The following is a 12,981-nucleotide window of genomic DNA, read 5'->3' as shown; positions in this document are numbered from 1 at the left end:
TGACGACCTTCTCAACGCCAGGGGGCCAGCAGGGCGCCCAGCCCGTACTCGAAGACGGCGTCGTAATCGGTGGGGGCCTGCAAGGCCGTCACCAGTTCCTGGTCGGGCCAATCCGTGGTCCACGGCTCACGGTGGTAGTCCCCGCGCACCGTCGAAAACTGCATGACCGCGGTGGAAATGATGTGCACCTGCACCGCCCGCAGAATCAACGCCGCCTGGGTGCCGGTCACCCCCAGCTCGGCCAGAAGTGCGGCCAGCGCCTGCTGGACGGGCTCGAACAGCGTCGCCGTCCGGCCGCGTTCATGGGCGAGCGCGAGCAGATGCTGGCGCCGGATCAGTAACCGGCGTTGGGCACGCGCCACCGAGAAGATGCGCTGCACCGCATCGGCCCCCTCGATCGGCAAGCTGGTCATCTCGGCCAGCAGCCGGTCGATCAGGCGGTCGAACAGTTGATCGCGGCCGCCGACATGCCAGTAGATGGACGTGACCGCCACTCCGAGCTCGTCGGCGAGCCCGCGCACCGAGAATCCGCCGCGCTCGACGAGGCGCGCCGCGGTGTCCAGAACGGTCTCGGCGTCAAGGGCTTTCGTGTTGCGAATTCGTCCACCTCGGTTCTGTAACGGTGTTACATTGCCGACTATATCGGGTGAAGGAGGGCAACGTGTTCGATCTGTTGATCACCGGCGGCACCGTCGTCGACGGCACCGGAGCCGACCGGTTCACCGCCGACGTGGCCATCAAGAACGGCAGGATCGTCGACGTCCGGCGCCGCGGCCCGGCCGACGAACCCCTGGCTGCCGCGGCCACCGAGACCATCGATGCCGCAGGCAAGATCGTGGCCCCGGGTTTCGTCGACATCCACACCCACTACGACGGCCAGGTCAGCTGGGACGACCTGCTGGAGCCATCCAGCAATCACGGCGTCACCACCGTGGTCGCCGGCAACTGCGGGGTGGGCTTCGCGCCGGTGCGCCCCGGCCAGGAACAATGGCTGATCGAACTGATGGAGGGTGTCGAAGACATCCCGGGAACCGCACTGGCAGAAGGCATCACCTGGGGCTGGGAGACCTATCCGCAGTATCTGGACGTGATCGGCAACCGTGAACTCGCCGTCGACGTCGGCAGTCAGATCGCGCACGGCACCGTCCGCGCCTACGCGATGGGTGAGCGTGGCGCCCGCAACGAACCCGCCACCACCGAGGATATCGAGGCCATGAGCCGGCTGGTGCGCGAAGCCATCGAGGCTGGGGCACTGGGTTTTTCGTCATCGCGCACGCTGGCGCACCGCGCCATGGACGGTGAGCCGGTGCCGGGCACCTTCGCGGCCGAGGACGAATTGTTCGCCCTGGGCCGGGCCACCGCAGCCGGCGGCGGCGCGGTGTTCGAACTCGCGCCCCAAGGCGCCGCGGGGGAGGACATCGTCGCACCCAGGCGCGAACTGGAATGGATGCGGCGCCTGGGCGAGGAGGTGGACTGCGCGCTGAGCTTCGCGCTCATCCAGGTCGACGCCGACCCGAACCTGTGGCGCGAACAACTCGACCTGTCGGCCAGCGCGCACCAGGCCGGCAGCCGGCTCTACCCGCAGGTGGCTGCCCGCCCGTTCGGCATGCTGCTCGGCTTCCCCGGCCACCACGCATTCACCCACCGCCCCACCTACCGCAGGTTGAAGGCCGAGTGCAGCCGTGCGGAACTGGCCGCTCGGCTCGCCGAACCCGCGGTGCGCTCGGCCATCCTCGCCGAGGCGGACCTGCCGATCGATCCGAATGTGTTGTTCGACGGCATGTTCGCGTTCGCGCAGTACTCCACCGAGCGGCTCTACCGGTTGGGCGAGCCGCCCGACTACGAGCCCACCGCCGAGCGCACCGTCGCGGCGATCGCCCGTCAGCGTGGCAGCGACCCGCTGGCCACGATGTATGACCTGATGCTGGAAGCCGATGCCGGCGCCATGCTGATGCTGCCGATGTTCAACTACGCCGACGGCAACCACGACGCGATCCGGGAGATGATGACCCATCCCGCGGCGGTGCTGGGACTGTCCGACGGCGGGGCGCACTGCAGCATGATCTGTGACGCCTCCTATCCGACGTTCCTGCTCACGCACTGGGCGCGCGACCGTCACCGCGGCGAAAAGCTGGGGCTGGAGTACGTGATCCGCAAGCAGACCCACGACACGGCGCAGTTGTTCGGGCTCACCGACCGCGGGGTGATCGCGGTCGGCAAGAAGGCCGATCTGAACATCATCGACCTGGACGCGCTGACCCTGCACGCCCCGCGGATGGCCTATGACCTGCCCGCGGGCGGGCACCGGCTGGTGCAAGGCTCCTCGGGGTACACGGCCACCATCGTCAACGGTGTGGTGACGCGCCGCGACGGCGTGGACACCGGGGCGCGGCCGGGCCGGCTGGTGCGGGGCTAGAGGATACCGAGGATGTCGTTCTTCAACGCCTCGGCCTCGGTGCCGAACACCGCTTGCACGCCGTTGCCGACCTCGATGACCCCCGCTGCACCAAGGCTTTTCAGCCGCGCTTGATCCACCTTCGCCGGATCGGCGACCTCCATCCGTAGCCGGGTGATGCAGGCGTCGACGTTCACCAGGTTGTCCCGTCCGCCGAATGCGGCGATGACCTGTTCGGCCTTGGATTCCTGCTGCGTGCCCGCGCCCGGCGCCACCACGGCGGTAGCCGACTCACTGCCCTCACCGAGATTGGCCTGCTCCTCGGCCTCGAACTCGTCCTCCGGTTCACGGCCCGGGGTGCGCATGTTCCACCTGGTGATGGCGAACCGGAACATCAGGTAGTAGACGATGAAGAACACCACGCCCATCCCGATGAGCAGCGGGATGTGTTTCGCCGCCGGTGCCGTCCCGTAGAGCAGCAGGTCGATCAGCCCGGCGGAGAACGAGAACCCCAGGTGGATGTCGAGCAGATAGGCGATGGCCAGCGACAGCCCGGTCAGGATCGCGTGGATGACGTACAGCGGGAAGGCCACGAACATGAACGCGAATTCGAGCGGTTCGGTCACCCCGGTCAGGAACGCCGTCAGCGCTGCGGCGGACAGGATGCCGACGGCCACCTTGCGCTGCTTCTTGTTGGCGACGTGGATCATCGCCAGAGCCGCGGCAGGCAAGCCGAACATCAGGATCGGGTAGAAGCCGGAGGTCAGCAGGCCCGCGCTGGGGTCACCCGCGGCGAAGCGGGTCAGCTCACCGGTGACCACATTCCCGTCGGGGGTTTGGTAGTCGCCGTAGAGGAACCAGACATACGAGTTGGGGATGTGGTGCAGCCCCAACGGAATCAGCATGCGGTTGGCAAACCCGTAGACGAACGCGCCGAACGCGCCCGCGCCGCCGATGAATTTGCCGAGCCCGGTGAGGCCGGCATCGAAGAGCGGATAGAAGTAGCTCATGGCGAAGCCGATGAACAGCGAGGCCAGTGACACCGCGATCGGGACGAACCGGCGCCCACCGAAAAAGCCCAGATACGAAGGTAATTGGATGGTGTGGTAGCGGTCGAACAGCCACGCGGTGACCAGACCGATGACGATGCCGGCGAACACGCTGTAGTTGATCTGGGCCTGCTCGCCGGCCTTGTCGAGTTCGCCGGCCAGCACGATCGGCGACATGGTCTTGAACACCGCCTGCACCACCAGGTAGCCGACCACGGCCGACAGCGCGGTCGAACCGTCCGCCTTGCGGGCGAACCCGATGGCCACACCGACGGCGAACAGCAACGGCAGATTCGCGAACACCGCGTCGCCCGCCGCGCTCATCGCCTTGAAGAAGGCGCCGATCACCGGCGCGTCGATCCGGCCCAGCAGGTCGGGCTGACCCAGGCGCAGCAGGATGCCGGCCGCCGGCAGCACCGCGATCGGCAGCATCAAACTCTTGCCGAGGCGCTGCAACTGCGCAAATCCTGGAACCCTAGGACTGCTTTGAGGTTTCGTCGACCCGCTCATTCGGGGCAGCTTAAACGAGAACCGATGAACCCGAGACCCGGTTCGGCAACGCTCGTAGTGTTGTGCGGTATGACGACAGTTGTTCTCGCGCCGGTCCCCGGCCGGGCGGTAGCGCTCAGCGAGGTTCCCGACCCGGTGTTCGCCCAGGGCATGGTGGGTCACGGTGCCGCCATCGACCCACCCCGCACCGTGCTGCAGGCGCTCGCCCCGGTCAGCGGCAAGCTGCTCAAACTGATGCCGCACGCCTACATCGTCATGACCCCGGCCAATGTCGGCGTCCTGGTGCATCTGGGCCTGGACACCGTCGCGCTGAACGGGGAGGGCTTCACCACCCACGCCACCCAGGGCGATGAGGTCACCGCCGGTCAGCTCGTCATCACCTACGACGTACCCGCGGTGGTGGCCAAGGGGCTCAACCCCATCGTGCCGGTCGTGATCATGGACGAGCGCGAAGCCGCCAACATCACCGCGAGCGTCACCGGTGCCGAAATCGCCAGCGGAGTAGAGCTTTTCACGGCGGCCAAGTAATGGAAGTCGTCATCGCCCCCGATACCGGAACGCTCGGGCGACTGGCCGCCGACGCCATCACCGCGCTGCTGGCCGGCAAACCGGATGCGGTGCTCGGCCTGGCCACCGGCTCGTCACCGCTGGCCATCTACGACGAACTCGTCGCGCGACACCAGGGCGGTCAGCTCAGCTTCGCCCAGGCCCGCGGCTTCACCCTCGACGAGTACGTCGGGCTGCCCGCCGAGCATCCCGAGCGCTACCGCAACGTCATCGACAAGGTGTTCGTGTCCCGCGTCGACTTCGCCCCCGGTGCGGTGACCGGCCCGGACGGCCTGGCCACCGACATCCCCGCCGCGTGCACCGCCTACGAATTGGCGATCACCGCCGCCGGGGGTGTGGACCTGCAGATCCTCGGCATCGGCACCGACGGTCACATCGCCTTCAACGAACCGGGATCCTCGTTGGCCTCGCGCACCCGGATCAAGACGCTGACCCGGCAGACCCGCATCGACAACGCCAGGTTCTTCGACGGCGATGTGGATGCGGTACCCACGCATTGCCTGACCCAGGGGCTGGCCACCATCATGGCCGCCCGGCACGTCGTCCTGATCGCCGGCAGTGCGGCCAAAGCCGAAGCCGTGCACCACCTCGTCGAAGGATCCGTGTCGGCGATGTGGCCGGCGACCGTTCTTCAGCACCATCCGCACGTCACCGTGCTGCTCGACGACGCCGCGGCCCGGCGGCTACAACTGTCGGACTACTACCGCGAGGCCTACCGATCGAAACCGGACTGGCAAGGTATCTGAGTGCTCATCGCCGCCGACACCCTGCTCACCGGCGCGCAGTTGTTGCGGCCCGGCTGGATCGACGTCACCGGTGACACGGTGCGCGCGGTCGGTGCGGGGGCCCCACCGGCGCCTGCGGACCACACCGCCGCCGTGGTGGTCCCCGGTTTCGTCGACACCCATGTGCACGGCGGTGCCGGGGCCGACTTCTCGGCGGGCACCCTGGCCGCGACGTCGGCGGCGGTCGGTTTGCACCGCCGGCACGGCACCACCACGCTGATCGCCTCCCTGGTCACGGCGGGCCCCGAGGACCTGCTGCGCCAGGTCGGTGCGCTGGCCGAGCACACCCGCGCCGGCCTGATCGACGGTATCCACCTGGAGGGCCCGTGGTTGTCGGTGCATCGCTGCGGCGCCCATGATGTAGCGTTGATGCGCGACCCGGAACCCGTTGAACTGGAACGGATTCTGGAAGTCGGCGGCGGCGCGGTGCGGATGGTGACGCTGGCGCCCGAGCGGGCCGGGGCGCTGGAGGCGATCGGTCGGCTGTCCGGCGCCGGGGTGGTGGCCGCCGTCGGGCACACCGAGGCGAGCTACGAGCAAACCAGGGCGGCGATCGATGCCGGCGCCACCGTGGGAACTCATCTGTTCAACGCGATGCGCCCGGTGAACCACCGCGCACCGGGCCCGATCATCGCGCTGCTGGAGGATCCGCGGGTGACCGTCGAGCTGATCACCGACGGCGTGCACGTCGACCCGGCGATCTACCGGCACGTGACGCGCAGTACCCCTCGGGTGTCGCTGATCACCGACGCGATGGCCGCCACCGGCGGCGCCGACGGCAGCTACCAGCTGGGCACCATGTCCGTCGAGGTGGTGGGCGGGCGGGCGCGGGTTGCGGGCACCGAAACCATCGCCGGCAGCACCGCCACCATGGATGCCGTGTTCCGGTTCGCGGTCGCCCACAGCGGGCTCGACCGCGACGACGCGCTGCTGCAGGCGGTGCGTCAGGCCACCGTCAATCCGGCCCGTGCGCTGCGGCTGTCCAGGCCGGGCCTGCAAGCCGGTGCGCCCGCCGATGTGGTGACGATGGACGCCGAACTGCGCGTCACGGGAACGCTGTACCAGGGCAGCTGGGTGGTCAACCCTGCCGGCGGCGACGCCGGTACCGCCACACCTTGACGGCGAGGTAGATGCCGGTGCCGAGCAGCACCATGGTCGGGCCCCCGGGAGTGGTGGCGCCGTCGTCACGGCTCGGGATGTGCGCGGACGGCTCGGGGGCGTCGGGTTCGGTCAGCGTCAGCTCCTCGACTGCCGTCCCGGCATCGCTCGCCGAACTGTGCATACTCATGTCGATCGTCACCCTTGTGCCAGTGCCGCCTCCCTGGCAACGGCTACGACTGTACAGAGTGTCGGTTACCGGCGGGTAGCTGCGAAGTGCAGAGGGTGTGCCGCGTCACACCGTGGGTGTGGTCGTCCGGCGCGGGCTGCGCGGCGGTAAGCAGGGCATGATGAGACGATGCCCGAACGCAACGTGCTCGGCGGCCCGCTGGAGCCCTGTGGTGCCGAACCGCTCACCGGTTTCTACCGCGACGGCTGCTGCTCGACCGGGCCCGAGGATCCGGGCATGCATTCGATCTGCGCGGTGGTCACCCGGGAGTTCCTCGATCATCAGCGCTCGATCGGCAACGACCTTTCCACCCCGATGCCGGAGTACCGGTTCCCCGGGCTGCAACCGGGGGATCGCTGGTGCGTGACCGCGCACAATTGGCTGCGCGCCTACGAGGACGGCTGTGCGGCACCGGTGGTGATGGCATGCACGCACGAGCGCACCCTGGATGTGGTGTCGCTGGAGGCACTCGCCGAGCACGCCGTGGACGTGCCCGACGACGCCAGTGACCTTTAGTCCCGGGTGCGGGCGGCCACGAACCGCAGCAGTTCGGGGTCGGTCGAGGTGAAGCGGTCGACCTCCTCTCCACCGTCGCAGCGCAGCAGTGCGATGGTCACCGCGGTTGCGGTTTCGGACACCACCTGCCAATGCGCTCCGGCGTCCTCCCATCTCCGCAGTTCGCCGATTCGGTCACGCGTCATCTCTCTACGATGGCACCGAAGATGCGGGTCGCGTAGGCCACCCGGATTTCTCGTCGTTGGGTAGGCTCGATCCTCAAATGATCGACACTGACGAGGCGCTGCCCATCCTGCCGCGCGAGCTGACCGACATTTCCGAGCGGGTCCGCGAGGTGCCCGCGCCGACGATTCCGCAGATCGCGGCGCCCTACGCCGCCCGCCCGGCAGATCCGGATGCCGACGCCGAGATGATCTCCGAGTGGATGAACCGGCCGCACCTGGCGCAGGCATGGGAGTACGACTGGCCGCCGGAGCGCTGGCGGCGGTACCTGAAGGCGCAGCTGGCCGGCACCTTCTCCCGCCCGTTCATCACCAGCCGCAACGGCGAAGACGTCGGTTACATCGAATTGTACCGAGCGGCAAAGGATTCCATCGCTGCTCGGTATGACGCCGATCCCTACGACCTGGGCATGCACGCGGCCATCGCCGACACCAAACTGGTCAACCGCGGCATCGCCCCGCTGATCCTGCCGAAGCTGCTGGCCGACATGTTCGCCGGCGAGCCGCAGTGCCGCCGGGTGATGTTCGACCCCGACCACCGCAATCTCGGTGCGCGCAGGCTGGTCGAGTACATCGGGTGCACGTTCCTGGGGGAGCACCAGATGTCCAACCGGCGGATGGCGCTCTACGCGTTCCCGCGCACCCCGGAGGACATCCCGGCGCACCGGTAGTCCGCCGGGTTCAGCGGCCCATCATCGCGGCATAGCCGTCGTGGTCGGGCTTCATCGCCGCGGCCACCAACTCCCACAGCACCTCGTCGGTGCCGCCGCCGATGCGGGCCAGTTTCATATCCCGCCAGTACTGGCCCAGCGGGGTCTCGTCGACGAGATAGCCTGTGCCGCCGAAGATGTGCATGCACTCCGACACCACCTCTTCACCGAGGCGGGCCGCGGTCACCTTCATGGCGGCCGCGGTGCGCAGGTCCAGCGTCTTACCCGCGGCGATGCCCATCAGGGCGTACCGCAGCATGTCCACCCTGGCCTGCAGGTCGGCCACCCGCATCCGGAGCGCCTGATGCTCGTACAGGGTGTGGCCGAACTGGCTACGATTCATCATGCGCGCCAACGTGATTCCGAGTAGCCGTTGGCAGTTGCTGGCGACCTGGCCGGCCACCGACATCCGCTCATGTGCCAGACCCCAGGAGATCGCGGCCAGCCCGGTGCCCGGGCGCGCCACCAGCGCGTCGGCGGGCAGCCAGGCGTCGATGTGCACGGCCGCGGTGGCCAGCGGCCCGGCGCCCACTTTGCGGTAGGGCACCTGGACCTGCACGCCGGGGTGGTTCAGCGGTACCGCGATGACGACGACGTTGCCGTGCCGACTGGACGGATCGTTGTCGACGTTGCGCGCCACCGCCATCACGTAATCCGCGATGGGGGAGAGTGAGACGAATTTCTTGATCCCGGTGACGGCGAATCCGCCGTCGACGGAACGGACTTCGGTGCCGACGATCTGCAGGTCGGATCCACCGGACTCCTCGGAGGCGCCGATACACAGCACGGCGTCACCGCGGATGGCGCGCTCGGCGATATCGCGCAGGTGGTCGTTGCGGGCGAACCTGCGCAGGATGGCGATGGCCGAATCATGCAGGCTGACCCCGACGGCGATACCGGCCGATCCCAGCCGACCCAGCTCCATGGCCAGGGCGATCACCTTGCCGACATCGGGCTGCTGGGCATCGCCCCACTTGGCGGCGAACACCCCCTCGCGGCCCAGATACTCGATCAGCTGGCGTGGGAACTGTTCGCTCGCTTCGGCTTCGGCGGTCCACGTCCGCACCTGATCGTTGAACACCCTGGCCAGCAGGGCGGGGAAGTCCTCGACCGGTGGCGCCGTCACCGTCATGGGGCGGCCTCCAGATTGCGTTTGACCTCGAGGCGGCGCAGCTTGCCCGACGATGTGCGGGGCAGCGAACCGGGCCGCATGAACACCACGTCTGCGGGCACCACACCGCATTCGGAGGCGATGCGCTGCACCAGCGCGCTGCGCGCGGCGGGCTCGTCGGCACCCTTGAATTCGGCGGCGATCACCAGGCCCGGGCGCGTCGACGCCCCGTCGGTGCCGATTGCGACCACGGCGCCAGGGCGGATGCCGTCGATCTGCGCGGCCACCTGTTCGATCTCGGTCGGGAAGATGTTGCGCCCGGCAACGGTGATGATCTCCTTGGCGCGTCCGCAGATGACCAGGCCGCCATCCAGCAGGTATCCGATATCGCCGGTGGGAAACCAGCTTTCACGGTCGATGGGGTCCACCCCGAGGTAGCCGCTCATCATCGACGTGCCGCGCACCTCGACCTCGCCGACCTCGCGATCGGTGATGCTGCCGGCGAACTGCTCGCTCGGGGTGACCCGGATCTGCATGCCGGGAATGGCCTCGCCCAGCACCGCGTGCTTGCGCACAAATCCGCCGTCGTCGCTGACGACGTGGATCTCATCGACCCGCAAACCCGAGCCGGGGGTGGGCACGCTCACCGCGCAATTGGATTCGGCCAGGCCATAGGACGGGGCCAGTGCGCCGGGGTGCAGCCCGAACCGGGCCATCTCGGCGGCGAACAGTCCGCTGCCGTCGCAGTCGACGGGTTCGCCGCCGTTGAGCGCGAACCGCAGCTGGGAGAAATCGACGTCACTGACCAGGCGGGCGTACTTGCCGACGATGTTGTAGGCCATGTTCGGTGCGGCGGTCAGCGTGGCGCGGCTGTCGGTCAGCCATTTCAGCCAGCCGAACGGCTGCGCGGAGAACGCCGAGGTGGGCGCCTGCCAGAGATTGGCCCCGCCCAGCGCCATCGTGAGCAGAAAGGACAGCCCCATGTCGTGGTACAGCGGCAGCCAGGAGTGCCCGGTGTCGCCGGTGCCGACGTCGACCCGGCTCACCAGCGCCCGCAGGTTGGCCAGCACCGCCTCGGGTGAAAGTTGTGCCGTGCGAGGCGTTCCCGTCGACCCGGCGGTGCCTTGCAGCACCGCGACGGGGCTGCCGACGCTGCCGTGGTGGGTGCGCGAGCGCTGTGCATGCGCCACGCCGACGACGTCGTGTACGGTCACCGCGCCGTCGGCCGAGCCGAGCTGCTGCAGGTGTGTTCCGTGGCTGAGCACCGTGCGCACGCCGATGCCCTCGAACCGGGTCAGGGTGGACTGTGCCCAGCGCTGCGGGTCGGCGCCGCGGACCGGTCCGGGCAGGATCGACACCGCGGCCCCGGCCAGCAGGGCGCCGGTGATCCCGGCGATGAATTCCACGTTCGGGTCACCGACCAGACCGACGGCCTGGGTTCCCTCGGCGCAGATGCGCTCGGCGACGTTCTCGGCGCGGGCATGCACCTCGGCCCACGGATGACGGGTCCAGGTGCCTGCGGCGGTGTCCAGGACGTGCAGGTCGTTGTCGGACCCCGTCATCGCCACGGACAGGGCCTGGGCCAGTGCGTTCACGAGTTCGCCTGCTGCGCCGGCAGTTTGGCCAGCACCGCGGATTCCAGTTGGCCGACGGTCTCGCAGCTGAGCAGGTCTTCTTCGGTCAGGGCGGCGTCCAGGCGGTCCTCGATGGCGACCATTCCGACGGCGAACGCCACCGAATCCATGCCGAGGTCATCGATCAGCCGGGAGTCGCGGGTGACTCGGCTGACGTCGATGCTGAGATCGTCTCTCAGGACCGTGAGCAGCTCAGGGTTGACAGCAGCGGACGGTGACTGTTCCATGTCGGTGGACGCTACACCGGGTACTTAGCCAAGGCTAGGCTTACCCCGCTGTGCGGCGGCTCACCAGGTGTACCGTGCGAGCGCCGTATCGCCGCGCCGATGTCCGCCGTCGATGCTCACCAACGCCGGGACCAACTCGGCGGTGACCACCCCGTGGTGCGCCGTCAGCTCGTCGACGAGGTCGAAGCACGCCGCGATCCGCGTCGGCGTATCCACCACGATGGTGGTGACCGGCACCTGGCGACCCAGCGCAAACAGCTTGTCCCCGTGCGGTTCCCCGTCGCCGTGGAAACCCCAGATGGCCCGCAGCACGGTCACGCCGCTGACCGACCGGCGGTCCCGCAGCCGGGCCACCAGCGCGCGGTGGATGGGCGTCCCGTCGGTCAGGTTGTCTTCACGGGTGTGGATCATCAGCTTCTGCCACAGCGGGCGACCGTCGGCGTCGGTCTCGGGCAGCGCGACCGGGGCCGCGATCAGCCGGCCGGCGCGTTTACACAGCTGTGCGCGCTCCACCGTCATGGTGGCGGCGGGCACCAGCCGTGTCAGCTCGGAGGCCGCGGCGGCCGCCTGCGCACCGGTGCCCGCGGCGATGATCATCACCGGCACATCGGCGTTGGTGCCGAAGAACCGGGCCCGCCTGCGTTGTCCGGCCACGGTGCCGTCCACCCCGAGGAAGACGCCCGCCGCGGCGAAGCCGTGCGCGCGCAGCACGTCGCAGACCGCCCGGTAGGCCGGCCGTCCGGCACAGCGGGTCTGCCGTCCGACGTAGACGGTGAGCTTGGCATGCTCCGGTGGCGGCGCATCGAGTAGCTGGGCCCGCTCCAGGGTGACGATCCCGCGGTCGATCATCGCCACCGTCTGCTCGGCCAATCCGGTGATCCGCTCGGCCCGGTCCACCGCGGCAAGTGCGACCGGCAGGTCCTCCGACAGCGAGAGGGTGAGGTCGCTGCGCAGTTCGTGGCGGGGGCCGAACCCGGCGCTACCGCGCAGCACCACACTGGTGGCGACCCGGTGCGACCCGAACAACTCCAGCAGCTCGTCGGCGACGAAGCGATGTTCACCGCGCAACCGCTCCCCGAAGTACGCGGTCAGCTTCAGCTGGTCTGCGCTCACAGCAGGGCTCCCATCGTCAGGCCCAACCAGGCCGCACCCAGCCCGAGTACCACGCTGATCACGATATTGGCGATGGCCGCCCGCAACTGACGCTCCTCGCCGAGCCGTTGAGTTTCCAGCATCCACGTCGAGAAGGTGGTGTAGGCGCCCACGAATGCGGTGCCGGCCAGCAGGGCCACATTCGGGCTCAGCGCCAACCCGCCGACGAAGCCGAGCAACCATGCGCCGCTGACATTGACCACCAGCGTCCCGGCCGGGAACGGCCGGGACACCCGGGTGGACACCGCCTTGTCCAGCCGGAACCGGCACACGGCACCGGCGCCGCCGATCAGCGCGACACCGATCCACACCGCGAGCGTGGTCATCGGATCCGCACCCGTCGCACCAATGCCGTGGTGAAGTGCATGGCCACCAGGCCCACCGCGATGCTGGCCACGGTGTACGCGGCGGCCAACCCATAGAAGTGGTGCTCCAGCATGGTGACCGTCTCGACCTGCATGGTGGAGAAAGTCGTCAGGCCACCGCACAATCCGGTGCCCAGCAACGGCCGCCGGTACGCCGATGTCGGTAGCCGCTCCAGCAGCCTTGTGGTGAAGAACGCCAGCAGGACCGTGCCGACGATGTTGACAATGAAGGTGGGCCACGGCCAGTGCCCGGGGGCCACCGCAAGCGCGTGCCCGAGTCCGGCGCGGACCAGGGTGCCCAGCGCGCCGCCGGCGAATACGGCCGCCAGTTCACGTCGGTCGAATCCAGCCATGCCGCTCAGTATGGAGCCTGCGGGCGAGACGATATGTTGGGCGCACCATGTCGGCTCCC

At 68.8% G+C, this 12,981-nt stretch carries 16 protein-coding genes; 6 read left to right on the top strand and 10 right to left on the bottom strand.

Annotated elements, in window-relative coordinates; translation table 11 throughout:
* Positions 1-11: 11 nt before the first annotated feature.
* Positions 12-521, bottom strand: coding sequence for a TetR/AcrR family transcriptional regulator (locus tag ACXPWS_RS22095; protein WP_458708698.1), 510 nt, complete (start codon positions 519-521; stop codon positions 12-14).
* 140 nt (positions 522-661) lie between these two features.
* Between ACXPWS_RS22095 and ACXPWS_RS22090 the strand changes: the two genes are divergently transcribed.
* On the top strand, positions 662-2,416 hold the full coding sequence (locus tag ACXPWS_RS22090) for an N-acyl-D-amino-acid deacylase family protein (protein ID WP_458708697.1): 1,755 nt from the start codon (positions 662-664) through the stop codon (positions 2,414-2,416).
* Here the strand turns inward: ACXPWS_RS22090 and ACXPWS_RS22085 are convergent.
* Positions 2,413-3,954 carry a PTS transporter subunit EIIC gene (locus ACXPWS_RS22085; RefSeq protein ID WP_458708696.1) on the bottom strand — a complete coding sequence of 514 codons (1,542 nt, stop codon included), beginning with the start codon at positions 3,952-3,954 and terminating at the stop codon, positions 2,413-2,415. The genes ACXPWS_RS22090 and ACXPWS_RS22085 overlap by 4 nt on opposite strands.
* A 69-nt stretch (positions 3,955-4,023) precedes the next feature.
* Between ACXPWS_RS22085 and ACXPWS_RS22080 the strand changes: the two genes are divergently transcribed.
* The 3 genes from ACXPWS_RS22080 to ACXPWS_RS22070 are packed head-to-tail and all read left to right on the top strand — an operon-like array spanning position 4,024 to position 6,425.
* Positions 4,024-4,482, top strand: a complete 459-nt coding sequence (locus tag ACXPWS_RS22080) for a PTS sugar transporter subunit IIA (RefSeq protein ID WP_458708695.1) — start codon at positions 4,024-4,026, stop codon at positions 4,480-4,482.
* Complete coding sequence (gene nagB, locus ACXPWS_RS22075) at positions 4,482-5,267, top strand: glucosamine-6-phosphate deaminase (protein ID WP_458708694.1); 786 nt, start codon at positions 4,482-4,484, stop codon at positions 5,265-5,267. Before ACXPWS_RS22080 ends, nagB begins: the two co-directional genes overlap by 1 nt.
* The gene (locus tag ACXPWS_RS22070) at positions 5,268-6,425 is read left to right on the top strand and encodes an N-acetylglucosamine-6-phosphate deacetylase (protein ID WP_458708693.1); all 1,158 of its coding nucleotides are present in this window, start codon (positions 5,268-5,270) and stop codon (positions 6,423-6,425) included. It begins immediately after the preceding gene.
* Here the strand turns inward: ACXPWS_RS22070 and ACXPWS_RS22065 are convergent.
* Entirely contained in the window at positions 6,385-6,594 is a 210-nt protein-coding gene (locus ACXPWS_RS22065) for a hypothetical protein (protein ID WP_458708692.1), read from the bottom strand. The genes ACXPWS_RS22070 and ACXPWS_RS22065 overlap by 41 nt on opposite strands.
* Positions 6,595-6,762: 168 nt before the next feature.
* Between ACXPWS_RS22065 and ACXPWS_RS22060 the strand changes: the two genes are divergently transcribed.
* Positions 6,763-7,149, top strand: coding sequence for a DUF2237 family protein (locus tag ACXPWS_RS22060; protein ID WP_458708691.1), 387 nt, complete (start codon positions 6,763-6,765; stop codon positions 7,147-7,149).
* Here the strand turns inward: ACXPWS_RS22060 and ACXPWS_RS22055 are convergent.
* Positions 7,146-7,334 (bottom strand): hypothetical protein, encoded by a 189-nt coding sequence (locus tag ACXPWS_RS22055; RefSeq protein WP_458708690.1) that lies wholly within the window; start codon positions 7,332-7,334, stop codon positions 7,146-7,148. The two genes, ACXPWS_RS22060 and ACXPWS_RS22055, sit on opposite strands and share 4 nt — an antisense overlap.
* A 77-nt stretch (positions 7,335-7,411) precedes the next feature.
* Between ACXPWS_RS22055 and ACXPWS_RS22050 the strand changes: the two genes are divergently transcribed.
* Entirely contained in the window at positions 7,412-8,041 is a 630-nt protein-coding gene (locus ACXPWS_RS22050) for a GNAT family N-acetyltransferase (protein ID WP_458708689.1), read from the top strand.
* A gap of 10 nt (positions 8,042-8,051) precedes the next feature.
* Here ACXPWS_RS22050 and mbtN read toward each other — a convergent pair whose 3' ends face one another.
* From mbtN to crcB (ACXPWS_RS22020), 6 genes are read right to left on the bottom strand one after another with little or no spacing between them, the layout of a single operon-like run.
* Positions 8,052-9,212, bottom strand: a complete 1,161-nt coding sequence (gene mbtN, locus ACXPWS_RS22045; RefSeq protein ID WP_458708688.1) for a mycobactin biosynthesis acyl-ACP dehydrogenase MbtN — start codon at positions 9,210-9,212, stop codon at positions 8,052-8,054.
* Positions 9,209-10,777 carry a long-chain-fatty acid--ACP ligase MbtM gene (gene mbtM, locus ACXPWS_RS22040; RefSeq protein ID WP_458713649.1) on the bottom strand — a complete coding sequence of 523 codons (1,569 nt, stop codon included), beginning with the start codon at positions 10,775-10,777 and terminating at the stop codon, positions 9,209-9,211. The genes mbtN and mbtM overlap by 4 nt, the downstream gene beginning before the upstream one ends.
* A gap of 5 nt (positions 10,778-10,782) precedes the next feature.
* A complete protein-coding gene (locus tag ACXPWS_RS22035) occupies positions 10,783-11,052 on the bottom strand; it encodes an acyl carrier protein (RefSeq protein ID WP_458708687.1) in 270 nt (89 codons plus the stop codon).
* A 60-nt stretch (positions 11,053-11,112) separates the two neighbouring features.
* Positions 11,113-12,165, bottom strand: coding sequence for a DUF190 domain-containing protein (locus ACXPWS_RS22030; protein ID WP_458708686.1), 1,053 nt, complete (start codon positions 12,163-12,165; stop codon positions 11,113-11,115).
* Complete coding sequence (crcB, locus tag ACXPWS_RS22025) at positions 12,162-12,530, bottom strand: fluoride efflux transporter CrcB (protein WP_458708685.1); 369 nt, start codon at positions 12,528-12,530, stop codon at positions 12,162-12,164. Before crcB (ACXPWS_RS22025) ends, ACXPWS_RS22030 begins: the two co-directional genes overlap by 4 nt.
* Positions 12,527-12,922 carry a fluoride efflux transporter CrcB gene (crcB, locus tag ACXPWS_RS22020; RefSeq protein ID WP_458708684.1) on the bottom strand — a complete coding sequence of 132 codons (396 nt, stop codon included), beginning with the start codon at positions 12,920-12,922 and terminating at the stop codon, positions 12,527-12,529. The genes crcB (ACXPWS_RS22025) and crcB (ACXPWS_RS22020) overlap by 4 nt, the downstream gene beginning before the upstream one ends.
* Between the last annotated feature and the right edge of the window lie 59 nt (positions 12,923-12,981).

It is taken from the genome of Mycobacterium sp. BMJ-28 (genome assembly GCF_054404835.1).
This window is presented reverse-complemented; position numbering and strand designations above follow the sequence as displayed.